10 protein-coding genes are annotated in these 11,535 nt (G+C 65.5%); 2 read left to right on the top strand and 8 right to left on the bottom strand.

What is annotated here, in order from left to right; all coding sequences use genetic code 11:
- Positions 1–68: 68 nt before the first annotated feature.
- On the top strand, positions 69–557 hold the full coding sequence (locus AC1ROX_RS26140; protein WP_493130777.1) for an EF-hand domain-containing protein: 489 nt from the start codon (positions 69–71) through the stop codon (positions 555–557).
- Between the two features lie 145 nt (positions 558–702).
- Here the strand turns inward: AC1ROX_RS26140 and AC1ROX_RS26135 are convergent, their stop codons facing one another.
- From AC1ROX_RS26135 to AC1ROX_RS26110, 6 genes are all read right to left on the bottom strand, one after another.
- Positions 703–1,923, bottom strand: a complete 1,221-nt coding sequence (locus AC1ROX_RS26135) for an ABC transporter substrate-binding protein (protein ID WP_493130775.1) — start codon at positions 1,921–1,923, stop codon at positions 703–705.
- Positions 1,924–2,055: 132 nt separating this feature from the next.
- Positions 2,056–3,273, bottom strand: a complete 1,218-nt coding sequence (locus AC1ROX_RS26130) for an ABC transporter substrate-binding protein (protein ID WP_493130773.1) — start codon at positions 3,271–3,273, stop codon at positions 2,056–2,058.
- Positions 3,274–3,373: 100 nt separating this feature from the next.
- Positions 3,374–4,381 (bottom strand): branched-chain amino acid ABC transporter permease, encoded by a 1,008-nt coding sequence (locus AC1ROX_RS26125; protein ID WP_493130771.1) that lies wholly within the window; start codon positions 4,379–4,381, stop codon positions 3,374–3,376.
- A gap of 2 nt (positions 4,382–4,383) precedes the next feature.
- Complete coding sequence (locus AC1ROX_RS26120) at positions 4,384–5,289, bottom strand: branched-chain amino acid ABC transporter permease (protein ID WP_493130769.1); 906 nt, start codon at positions 5,287–5,289, stop codon at positions 4,384–4,386.
- A 7-nt stretch (positions 5,290–5,296) separates the two neighbouring features.
- Positions 5,297–6,010 carry an ABC transporter ATP-binding protein gene (locus AC1ROX_RS26115; protein WP_493130767.1) on the bottom strand — a complete coding sequence of 238 codons (714 nt, stop codon included), beginning with the start codon at positions 6,008–6,010 and terminating at the stop codon, positions 5,297–5,299.
- Positions 6,010–6,798, bottom strand: coding sequence for an ABC transporter ATP-binding protein (locus tag AC1ROX_RS26110; RefSeq protein WP_493130765.1), 789 nt, complete (start codon positions 6,796–6,798; stop codon positions 6,010–6,012). Before AC1ROX_RS26110 ends, AC1ROX_RS26115 begins: the two co-directional genes overlap by 1 nt.
- A gap of 270 nt (positions 6,799–7,068) precedes the next feature.
- On the opposite strand from AC1ROX_RS26110, the gene AC1ROX_RS26105 reads away from it, so the two are divergent.
- Positions 7,069–8,187: a hypothetical protein gene (locus AC1ROX_RS26105; RefSeq protein WP_493130764.1), complete on the top strand. Its 1,119-nt coding sequence runs from the start codon at positions 7,069–7,071 to the stop codon at positions 8,185–8,187.
- Between the two features lie 72 nt (positions 8,188–8,259).
- On the opposite strand, the gene glmS is transcribed toward AC1ROX_RS26105, so the two are convergent.
- Together glmS and glmU are read right to left on the bottom strand one after the other, a co-directional pair.
- Positions 8,260–10,083, bottom strand: coding sequence for a glutamine--fructose-6-phosphate transaminase (isomerizing) (glmS, locus tag AC1ROX_RS26100; RefSeq protein ID WP_493130762.1), 1,824 nt, complete (start codon positions 10,081–10,083; stop codon positions 8,260–8,262).
- Between the two features lie 30 nt (positions 10,084–10,113).
- On the bottom strand, positions 10,114–11,487 hold the full coding sequence (glmU, locus tag AC1ROX_RS26095) for a bifunctional UDP-N-acetylglucosamine diphosphorylase/glucosamine-1-phosphate N-acetyltransferase GlmU (RefSeq protein ID WP_493130760.1): 1,374 nt from the start codon (positions 11,485–11,487) through the stop codon (positions 10,114–10,116).
- Between the last annotated feature and the right edge of the window lie 48 nt (positions 11,488–11,535).

Below are 11,535 nucleotides of genomic sequence, written 5' to 3'. Positions count from 1 at the left end.
CTAGACGGGCCGGTAAGGGAAATGGCGCGTGCATTGCTGTCTCCTGACACAACCTATAGGACATGCCAATGCCGAGATTTTCCCTGATCACGACCGCCTTCCTGCTCATGACAGCCCCGGCCCTCGCCGCTCCCGGCGACGCGCCTGCTCCGCAGACAGCTCCCTCCGCCTCCATGGCCCGCCCGGCAAGGGTCGACGGCGGTGTCATGCGCTACGATGCGAACAAGGACGGCGCGGTCACGATCGAGGAATGGAAGGCCGGCCAGCAGGCGCGCTTCAAGCGCCTCGACACCAACAATGACGGCAAGCTCAGCCAGGACGAGCTGTTTGCCCGCACACCCGCCGTCGGCAACAGCGTTCTCCCGACGGACCGCCAGGCCAGCCAGCAGTCCAGCTACTTCCTGCTGCTCGATACCGACAAGGACGGGGTCGTCACCCTGACGGAGTTCATGGCGGGCGCCGATCGCAACTTCACGCGCTGCGACGTCGACAAGAACGGCCGCATCGACACGGCCGAGTGCCGCCAGGCGCTGCAGCGCAGGCCCGCCGAGCGGTAGAGGCAATCCCTCAATGGAGCGCGCCACTCCAGTGGCGCTTATCTCTTGCGCATCGACGATGTCTGAGCGCCACTGGAGTGGCGCGCTCCATTGAGACGCCCTCCCCCGCGATACGATTCGCGGGGGAGCTTCGCGGGAGCAGCCGTCAGGTGCTCTCGGCGGCCATGACGTCGCCGAACAGTTCCCAGCTATCGTCCTTGAAGCGCGAAAGCTGGACGGCCTGGATCGGGTAGAAGTCGGTCGGGCTGGTGCTGACCAAGATGCCGGGCAGCAGCAGCGGGATGCGGGCTTTCTGGAAGTTGGCGGCCTGCTTCATGACGTTTTCGCGCGTGAGATTGTCGCCGCACTTCTTCAGCGTCTCGCGCAGCATCGTGGAGACGGCGTAGGCGAAGATGTAGTTGGCGTCCGCCTGGTTGGCGCCCGGCATGTATTTCGTCATCCATTCGCGCCACGCCTTCATCTCCTCGTCGGCGTCCCACTGCTTGTCGGTCGGGTCCTTGAGATAGGCCGCGGTGATGATGCCCTGGCTGTTCTCGAAGCCGGCCGGCTTCATGACCGCGGCGACGGACGCCGACACGTTGTTGAGGTACTGCGCCGGCTTCCAGCCGACGTCGGTCGCCTTGCGGATCGCCTGGGCGGCGAACTTCGGCGTCGAAATGTTGAAGAAGACGTTGGCACCGGAATCCTTCATCTGGATCACCTGGCTGTCGACCGTCGGGTCGGTGACCTCGTAGGTCACGTGCTTCACGACCTTGTTCGCGTCCTTGCCCAAACCCTCCTTGAACCCTTCCCAGTAATCCTTGCCGTAATCGTCGTTCTGCATCAGCACGGCGATCTTCGGATCCTTCACGTTGGCCAGGGCGTGTTTGGCGTAGATCACGCCCTCCGTGTGGTAATCGGGCTGGAAGCCCATCGTCCACGGGAACTCCTTGGGCTTGCCCCACTTCGACGCGCCGGTGGACACGAAGAGATGCGGCACCTTCTTCTGGTTCACGTACTTGTGGATCGCCGAGTTGGTCGGCGTGCCCAGCGTATTGAACAGGCAGAGCACCTTCTCCTGCTCGATCAGCTCGCGCGTCACCTCGACGGACTTCGACGGATTGTAGCCGTCGTCGCGACTGACGAAGACGATCCGGCGGCCGTTGATGCCGCCCGCATCGTTGACGCTCTTCCAGTAGGCCTCGTGCGCCTTGCCGATCACGCCATAGGCGGAGGCCGGACCGCTATAGGGGCAGAAGTGACCGACCTTGATCTCCTTGTCGGTCGCGCCGTCGTCGTACTTCTTCTGCGCAGACGCAGAACGGGAACCGGAAAGCAAAGCTGCGGCCGACGCGCCGCCGATGAAACCACGCCTGTTGGTAATCAACGCTTCCTCCCTTGTTAGAATTAATGGAGGAAGCCTCTCGCCAAAGAGGCGGCTTGGAAAGACCCAAAATGCCAAAGAAAAAGGCCGCCGGGATGCCGGCGGCCTTCATTCTCACTGCAACGAGTCCGAGGCTCAGGAGCCCTCGGCCGACATGACGTCGCCGAACAGATCCCACGTCTCGCCCTTGAAGCGGGCGAGCTGCACCGACTGGATCGGATAGTAATCGGTCGGGCTGGTGTTGATGGTGATGCCCGGCAGCAGCAGCGGCAGCTTGAACTTCTGGTAGTTGGCGGCCTGCTTCATGACGTTCTCGCGGGTCAGCGTGTCGCCGCACTTCTTGAGCGTCTCCAGCATCAGGTTGGAGACCGCGAAGCCGAACACATGATTGGCATCCGCCTTGTTGGCCCCCGGCATCCACTTGTCCATCCAGGCGACCCAGGCCTTGAAGTCGTCGGTGTTCTCCCACTGCTTGTCCGTGGGGTCCTTGAGATACTGCGCCGTGATGATGCCCTGGCTGTTGTCGAGGCCGGCCGGCTTCATCACCGAGCCCACCGAGGCGGACACGTTGTTGAGATACTGCGCCGGCTTCCAGCCGATATCGGCCGCCTTGCGGATCGCCTGCGCGGCGGCCTTGGGCGTCGCGATGTTGAAGAAGACGTTGGCGCCGGAGTCCTTCAGCTGGATGATCTGGCTGTCGACCGTCGGATCGGTGACCTCGAAGGTCACGTGCTTGACGATCTTGCCGGTCTCCTTGCCGAGGCCCTCGCGGAAGCCCTCGTAGTAATCCTTGCCGTAGTCGTCGTTCTGCATCAGCACGCCGATCTTGGCGTCCTTGACGTTCGACAGGATGTGCTTGGCGTAGACGACACCCTCGGTGTGGTAGTCGGGCTGGAAGCCCATCGTCCACGGGAACTCCTTGGGCTTGCCCCACTTCGAGGCGCCGGTGGCGACGTAGAGCTGCGGCACCTTCTTCTGGTTCATGTAGCGATGGATCGCCGTGTTGGTCGGCGTGCCCAGCGTATTGAACAGGCAGAGGACCTTGTCCTGCTCGACGAGCTGGCGCACCAGCTCGACCATCTTCGGCGGCGAGTAGCCGTCGTCGCGGGTGATGAAGTTGATCTTGCGGCCGTTGACGCCGCCGGCCTCGTTCACCGACTTGAAGAAGGCCTCGATCGTCTTGCCGATCTGGCCGTAGGACGAGGCCGGGCCGCTATAGGGGCCGGTATGGCCGATCTTGATCTCGGTGTCCGTCGCGCCGTCGTCGTACTTCTTCTGCGCGAAGGCCGAGTTCGCGCCCAGCACCGCGAACGCCGAAGCGCCCGCCACGAAACCACGCCTGCTTGTACCCATTTTTATCCTCCCAAGTGACTAGAGCCTGCCGGAGCCTCCTATCGATTCCGGCCAGAAAGAAGGCCGCCTTCCGGCGACTTTCCGACGAAGAGGGTCCAGGTTAGGCCCGCGCACCCCGCAGCTTGCGGTAGGCCATGTAGAGCCCGCCGGCGATGCCCATCGGCATCAGGTAGATGATCGCGATCAGCAGCACGCCGAAGACCGTGTAGGCTGACAGGTCGAACGGCAGGCCGAGGTCGTTGCGGATGAACTGGGTCAGCGACTGCGCGGAATTGTCGACCAGCACGTAGAAGATGCCGCCGAGCACCGAGCCGAACAGCGAGCCGATACCGCCCACGACGAGGCCGATCAGGAACTTGATCGACAGGAAGATGCCGAAACTGTCGGGAGCCACGAAGGCGATGGCCGAGGCCGAGAGCGCGCCGGCGATGCCGGTATAGGCCGCGCTGATGCCGAAGGTCACCGTCTTGTAGAGGGACGTGTCGATACCCATCGTGTCGGCCGCCAGGTACTGGTCGCGGATCGCCATCATGGCGCGGCCGCTGCGGCTGTTCAGCATGTTCGCCGCGCCCCAGAACAGCACGATCATGACCAGGAGGCAGAAATAGTAGAGCCACTGGTCTTCGCTGAGCGGCAGGCCGAACGGCACCTCCGGCTTCAACAGGACGATGCCCTGCACGCCGCCGGTCAGGCCTTCAAGCCACTTGTATTTCAGGATCTGCGGCACCGCGAGGGCCAGCGCAAACGTCGCCAGCGCGAGGTAATGCCCTTCGAGCTTGAGCGCCGGCAGGCCGAACAGGTAGCCGACGATGAAGCACACGATGGCCGCCGCCGGGATCGTCGCCCAATAGGGCACGTTCAGCTTGTCCATCAGGATGGCGGCGGTGTAGGCGCCGACCGCATAGAAGGCGCCGTGGCCCAGCGAGAACTGGCCGTTGAAGCCCGTCAGCAGGTTGAGGCCCAGCACCGCGATCGAGGCGATGATCATGGTGCTGACCAGGAACAGGCGATAATCGGAGACGACATCCGGCATGACCGGCTGCAGCAGCGGGACGAGCACCGCGAGCGCGATGACGCCCAGGACCCACTTCTTCGACGAGGCGGCCATGATCAGACCCTCCTCACGACGACCCGCCCGAACAGGCCGGCGGGTTTAACGGTCAGCACGAAGATGACGATGATCAGCGCCACCGTGAGCTTCTCGCCGTTGCCGATGATGTAGACGCCGGTCGCCTTCTCGATCTGGTTGCCGGCATAGGCCACCATGTTCTCGAGGATGCCGACGATGAAGCCCCCGGCCACCGCGCCCGCGGGATTGGAGATGCCGCCGACCAGGGCGCTGGCGAAGGCATAGAGCAGGATGCCGCCCATCATGTTGGGCTCGAGATAGACGATATGGGCGACCATGATGCCGGCCACCGCGCCGACCGAGGCGGCGAGGCCCCAGCCCAGGGCCAGCATCCAGTCGACCCGGACGCCGACCAGCCGCGCCATCTGCGGGTTCTGCGCGGCCGCGCGCATGGCAAGGCCGAGCGGCGTGTAGCGGAAGAACACGAACAGGAGGCCGAGCACGATCAGCGTGATCACGACGACCCCGAGCTGGTGCGGCCCGATCACGCCTGCGATGCCGAAGCTGCTCTTGGGGAACGGCGACGGGAACTCCTTGATCAGATAGCTCCAGAAGGCGCCGGCCATCGAGTTGAAGATCGCCAGCAGGCCGATGAACACCACGATGATCGACAGCACCGGCGCATTGTGCAGCGGTCTCAGGATCAGCCGTTCGATGAGCACCCCCATGACGAAGGAGATCATCACGGTGAGGATGAAGGCGACCCAGTAGCTCATGCCCCACGACATCAGTTGCCAGGCGATGTAGGTGCTGAACATCGCCATTTCGCCCTGGGCGAAATTGATGTGGTCGGTCGACACGTAGATCATGACCAGCGCCAGGGCCACGCAGGCATAGATGGCGCCGTTGGCGAGGCCGGAGGCGATCTGCTGGAGAAACTGTTCCATTGCTGCCTCAGTACCCGAGGTAGGATTTGCGGACGTTCTCGTCGTTCTTCACGACGTCCGAGGGACCCGACATGACGACCTTGCCGGTTTCGAGCACGTAGGCGTGCGTGGCGAGGTCGAGGGCCAGGGCGGCGTTCTGCTCGACCAGCAGGATACTCACCTTCTCCTCCTCGTTGATGCGCCGCAGGATGCGGAAGATCTCCAGCACGATCAGCGGCGCGAGGCCAAACGAGGGCTCGTCGAGCAGCATCAGGCGCGGGTTCAGCATCAGCGCCCGCGCGATCGCCAGCATCTGCTGCTCGCCGCCCGACAGGGTGCCGGCCTGCTGCTGGATGCGCTCCTTCAGCCGCGGGAAGTAGACGAACACGCGCTCCAGCTCGTCCTTGACCGCCTGCTTGTCCTTGCGGGTATAGGCCGCGATGCGCAGGTTCTCGTCGACCGTGAGCGTCGTGAAGGTGCCGCGGCCCTCGGGCACGTGGGCGATGCGCTGGCGGACGATCTCTTCCGTCGCCATGCCGCGGATGTTCTTGCCGTCGAAGCGGATCGTGCCGTCGGTGCGGACCATGTTGCAGATCGCCCGCAAGGTCGTCGTCTTGCCCGCGCCGTTGGCGCCCAGCAGGGTCGTGATGCCGCCCGTCGGGATTTCGAAGCCGACATCGTAGAGGGACTGGGTCTGGCCGTAGAAGGCCTTCAGTCCGCTGACCTCGAGAAGCGCAGCCATCAGGAGGTCCCCAGGTAGGCGCGGATCACTTCCGGATCGCGCTGCACTTCCGCCGGCGTGCCGTCGGCGATCTTCTTGCCGAAGTCGATCGCGACGACCTTGTCCGACACCGACATCACGAGGCTCATGTGATGCTCGACCAGCAGCACCGTGACGTGCTGGGTATCGCGGACCCGCTTGATCTGGCCCTTCAGCACCTCGATCTCGTCGTGGTTCAGGCCGGCGGCCGGCTCATCGAGCAGCAGCAGCTTGGGGCTCGACGCCAGCGCCCGGGCAAGCTCGACCCTCTTGCGGATCGGGAACGGCAGAGGCCCGGCCATGGCATGGGTGAAGGGCACGAGGTCCATGAACTCGATCAGCTCGAGCGAGCGCCTGGTGATCGCCGCCTCCTCGACCTTGACCTTGGGGACCCGCAGCGCGTTCTCGAAGAAGCTGGTCGAGCTGACGCTGTGGCAACCGACCTTGACGTTGTCGAGGACCGACATCTTGTCGAACAGCGCGACGTTCTGGAACGTGCGGCCGATGCCGATCTGGGGAATGGCGTGCCGCGGCCGGTCGAGGATCGTCCTGCCCTCGAACTGCACGTCGCCGCTGTTGGGCGTGTAGAGCCGGCTGAGGCAATTGAAAAGGGTCGTCTTGCCGGCGCCATTGGGGCCGATCAGGCCGGCGATCTGGCCGGCAAAGACATCGAAGGTTACGCCATCGAGGGCAACGATGCCGCCGAACCGGACGGAGACGTCGCGCACGCTGAGCAGCGGCGAGCCGCGGGATGTAGATGGTCCTGCCATGCGAATGCTGATTCCGCCGGCCAGCGCATTACACGCGCCAACGTGGCGAAATTACCCTGTCCTCCCAAGTACTTGCGACCCTTCTTCGGAGTCTGCACTCGAATTACGATGGCCCATCCCGCGCGGACGTGCAACTCAAATGGAACAACGCCATGCTTTCGGCGCGATTGCGCCGCAGGTTCGCTATGGTGGGCGGACATTGACATGCCGCTCTTTGCAACCGATACGAAAACTCCCCTTACAAAAGCGGGCTCCACCGCAATGAATCGCATGTTCCGCCCGACCCTCTTCCTCACCGCTGCTACTGCTGCCTGCCTCGCCATTCCGGCGATGGCCCAGACTCCCCCGACCCAGGCCTGGCCCCAGAACCGGCCGCCGGCCCAGGCCGCTCCGCCCGCACCGGCACAGCCCGCCCAGCCCGCGGCGCCGCCGGCTGCCAGCCCGATGGCTCCTGGCACCGCTGCCGCCCCGGCCCCTGCCCCGGGAGGAGCGATCCCGCTGCCGCAGTGGTTCACCGACATCGACGTCGACAAGAAGGGCGAGGTCACCCGCGCCGACTTCCTGAAGTACCGCATGAAGTCGTTCGACACGCTCGACACCAACAAGGACAACAAGATGTCCGTCGAGGAGTTCATCAAGGTCGTCGAACCGCCGATCACCCCGGCCGATTCGCCCGGCCTGCCCCCGCTCGAGGAGCGCCGCCGGAACGCCCGCGCCGAGTTCCAGAACCTCGACACCAACCGCGACGGCTTCATCGAGCGCGGCGAGGCCGAGGCGCTGGTCCATTCGGAGTTCAACAACTACGACACCGACCGCGACAACAAGATCACCGAGCCCGAGGTTCGCCTGATCATCCAGCGCGTGATGCAGCGCGAGGCAGCCGAACGCCAGCAGGTCGAGCAGCGCCGCCGCCAAGGCATGATGACCCTGAACGAGTTCATGGACATGCAGCTGCGGCAGGGCGACGAACTCGACAAGAACAAGGACACCAAGATCAGCGGGCAGGAATATCTGGTCCTGGCCGGCCCCGCCGACGGGCCGCAGGCCAAGAACCTGATGCCGTTCGACATGCGCAAGAATATCGCCATGCGCAAGTTCGCCGAGATCGACACCAACAAGGACGGCCAGATCGACCGCGTCGAGCTGACGGGTTATGCGCTGAAGCAGTTCGGCGAGATGGACCTCAATAAGGACCGCTTCATCAGCGAGGAAGAGTTCAAGAAGGCGCAGGAGGCCGAAGCCGCCAAGATCCGCGCCATCGTCCAGACGCTGATGCCGGCCCAGCCGGCGCAGCCCCGTCCCGCCCAGCCGCAGCCGCGCGGCGGTCAGCCCGCCCCGGCGCCGCAGCCCGCGGGTCCGCTGCCCGGCCTGCCGCAGGGCACGCGGTAGAAGGACCTCTCCAGGACTCAAAAAAGCCGCGGCCTGAAAGGTCCGCGGCTTTTTCATGCCCGCCCGGCAACGCTATTCGACGGTGACGCTCTTGGCGAGATTGCGCGGCTGGTCGACATCGGTGCCCTTGGCGACGGCCGTGTAATAGGCCAGCAGCTGCACCGGCACGGTGTAGAGGATGGGCGCTACCACGGGATCGACCGTCGGCAGGGTTATGGACGCCGCCGCCTGCGACCCCAGCCTGGCGACGCCGGCGGCATCGCTCATCAACACCAGCTTGCCGCCGCGCGCCTTGACCTGTTCGAAGTTCGAGGCGGTCTTCTCGAAGATGGAATCGGACGGCGCCACCACCACGACCGGCACCAGCTCGTCGATCAGCGCGATCGGCCCGTGCTTCATCTCGCCGGCGGCATAGCCCTCGGCGTGGATGTAGGAGATTTCCTTCAGCTTCAGCGCGCCCTCGAGCGCCAGCGGGAACGAGGTGCCGCGGCCGAGATAGAGCACGTCGCGCGCCTCGGCCAGGATATCCTCGGAGATCCGGCGGTACTGTTCCTCCATGTTGAGCGCCTCGTTGACCTGCGCCGGCAGCTCGATCAGGGCATGCCCGATCCTGGTCTCGTCGTCGGCGCTCAGCGTGCCGCGCGCGCGGCCCGCGGCGATCGCGGCGCACAGCAGGACGGTGAGCTGGGTCGTGAAGGCCTTGGTCGAGGCAACGCCGATCTCGGGCCCGGCCAGGGTCGGCAAGACGGCATGCGAATCGCGGGCGATCGCGCTCTCCGGCACGTTGACCACCGAGAGGATGGTCTGGCCGTTGGCCTTGGCGTAACGGATCGCCGCCAGCGTATCGACCGTCTCGCCCGACTGCGAGACGGCGATGCAGACGCCGCCTTCGGGCATCGGCGGCTCGCGATAGCGCAGCTCGGAGGCGACCTCGACCTCCACCGGCAACCGCGCCAGCTGCTCGAACCAGTATTTCCCGACCATGCAGGCATAGAAGGCCGTGCCGCAGGCCGTCATGGTGAGGCGGCTGACCTTGGCCCAGTCGAGCGGGAGCTTCGGCAGCGTCACCGTGCGCGTCGCCGGGTCGAGGTAGCTGTGCAGCGTGTCACCGATCACCGCCGGCTGCTCATAGATCTCCTTGAGCATGAAGTGGCGGTGGTTGCCCTTGCCGATCATCGCGCCCGAAATGCCGCTCTGGCGGACCTCGCGGGTCACTTCCTTCGTGCCCTGATAGACCTTGGCGCCGTCCTGGGTGAGCACGACCCAGTCCTCGTCCTCAAGGTAACTGACCCGCTTGGTGAAGGGCGCCAGCGCCAGCGCGTCGGTGCCGATATACATCGCGCCGTCGCCATAGCCGACCGCCAGCGAGCTGCCGCGACGAGCGCCCATCAGCAGGTCGTGGCGGCCGCTGAACAGCACCGCCAGCGCAAAGGCGCCGCGCAGGCGCGCCATCGCCGTGCCCATCGCCTCCTGCGGCGACATCTGCTTCTCGAGGTAGGAGGTGATGAGCTGGGCCACGACCTCGGTGTCGGTGTCGCTGTCGAAACGGCGACCCTCGGCCTCCATCTCGGCCTTCAGCTCCTGGAAGTTCTCGATGATGCCGTTGTGCACGACGGCGACCCGGTCGGTGGCGATCGGATGGGCGTTGCGCTCCGAGGGCTTGCCGTGCGTGGCCCAGCGTGTGTGGCCGATGCCGATCGTGCCGGTGAGCGGCTCGGCGGCCAGCCGCGCCTCGAGGTTGACCAGCTTGCCCTCGGCCCGGCGGCGGTCGATGTGGCCGTTCACCAATGTGGCGATGCCCGCCGAATCGTAGCCGCGATATTCGAGCCGCTTCAGCGCGTCGACCAGGAGAGGCGTGACGGGCGCTTTGCCGATAATGCCGATGATGCCGCACATGGGATCTGTCTCGACCGAGAGAGAGGGGGATTATTTCTTGCTGGACCGTTCTCCGGCGGCCTTCTTGGCGGCCACCGCGCGGTCCCGCAGCTTCGCACGAAGCGCCGTCGCCCGCCCCTTCTTTATGACCTGGCGGGCCCGCCCGAACGCCAGGGCATCCGCCGGAACGTCTTCCGTCACGACGCTGCCCGCGGTCACGTTGGCGCCCTTGCCGACCTTGAGCGGCGCCACTAGGGAGCTGTTCGAGCCGATGAACACGTCGGCGCCGATCACCGTGCGGTGCTTGCCGTAGCCGTCGTAGTTCACGGCGATGGTGCCGGCGCCGATATTGCTGCCCGCACCGATATCGGCGTCGCCGAGATAGGCCAGGTGGTTGGCCTTGGCGCCCTTGGCCATCCGCGTGGCCTTGAGCTCCACGAAGTTGCCGATATGGACGTCGTCGGCGACCTCCGAGCCCGGGCGGATGCGCGCGAACGGCCCGACCAGCACGCTCCGGCCGATACGTACGCCCTCGATGTCGCAGAAGGCCTTGATGACGGTGTCCGAGCCGACGCTCACCCCCGGCCCGAAGCGCACGTTGGGACCGATCGTGACGTCGGTGCCGAACTTCGTGTCGGCCGACAGCCAGACCGTGCCGGGATCGGTCATGGTGACGCCGCCCATCATCGCGGCGTGGCGCAGGCGCTGCTGCAGCGCCTGCTCGGCCACCGCCAGCTCGGCCCGCGAGTTGATGCCCTGGAACTCCGCCTCCTCGCCGGCCACGGCGATCGCCTTGTGGCCGGCCTCGCGCGTCAGGCGCACGGCATCGGTGAGATAGAATTCTCGCTTCACATTGTCGTCGCGGATGGCGCCCAGCAGCGCGGTGATCAGCCTGCCGTCGATGCACATGACGCCGGAGTTGGAGAAAGCGACCGCCTTCTCCGTCGCATCGGCATCCTTGCTCTCGACGATCTTCACCAGCTCGCCGTCCTGCACGATCAGGCGGCCATACGGCGTGGGATCGCGGGCGATGAAGCCCAGCACGCCGACGGCAGCCTTGGCCTTCTGGCAGGCCGCGACCAGCTTCCGCAGGCTGGATGTCGTCACGAGCGGTGCGTCGCCGAACACGATCAGCACCGGCCCGTCATGGCCCTTGAGCGCACCGAGAGCCGCGCGGGCGGCATGCCCTGTTCCCAGCGGCTTGTCCTGCACCACCGTCGGATGGGGCGCGAAGGCCTTGGCCACCCCGGTGGCGCCGGGCGCGATCACGCCCACGATGAGGCCCGGTTTCAGCGCCGCTGCATTGGCCAGCACATGCGCCACCATGGGCCGGTTGGCCAGGGGATGCAGGACCTTCGGCAGGGCCGACTTCATGCGGGTTCCGGCGCCGGCTGCCAGCACGACCACGGCGATGGGGGATTTCATGCCCGTCCGATGCCATGGGGCTGGCGGACGGGCAAGGTGGATGTGGTA

Source organism: Reyranella sp. GW821-FHT14A01 (genome assembly GCF_058803965.1).
Note: the sequence above shows the minus strand (reverse complement) of the source record. Positions and strands in the feature narration are given on the sequence as shown.